This window comes from Tritonibacter sp. SIMBA_163, from assembly GCF_046535935.1.
Lineage (GTDB): Bacteria > Pseudomonadota > Alphaproteobacteria > Rhodobacterales > Rhodobacteraceae > Epibacterium > Epibacterium scottomollicae.
Window position 1 is genome coordinate 1 of the sequence record NZ_JAWJBP010000609.1, and the last position, 264, is coordinate 264.

The 264-nt window shown below is 62.5% G+C and carries 1 protein-coding gene; it reads right to left on the reverse strand.

Annotated elements, in window-relative coordinates; all coding sequences use genetic code 11:
- A partial coding sequence (locus R0J92_RS23745) for a PepSY domain-containing protein (RefSeq protein ID WP_411053483.1) occupies window positions 1-198 on the reverse strand: 198 nt, incomplete at its 3' end.
- Window positions 199-264 lie beyond the last annotated feature (66 nt).

Genomic DNA, 264 nt, shown 5'->3' on the forward strand with positions numbered 1-264 from the left:
CTGCTTCAGATCGGCATGGATGACGGCGTCTAGTTCGTCGCGGAAGAGATAGAGAGCGCCCGTGACGGCGAGCGTGATCATAAAGGGCAGCACCAGCAGGCCGGCGTAGAAGTGCCAGCGCCAGACGGCGCGATAGAGGTCGGATGCGGATCGCACGGCAGCGCCGGTGCTCTCCCGCCCGAGGGTGATGTCGGACATGTATTGTCTCCTGAGATGTCATCATTGCATGACCGGCCGATGGGCCGGTTGACGTCAGGAGATGGG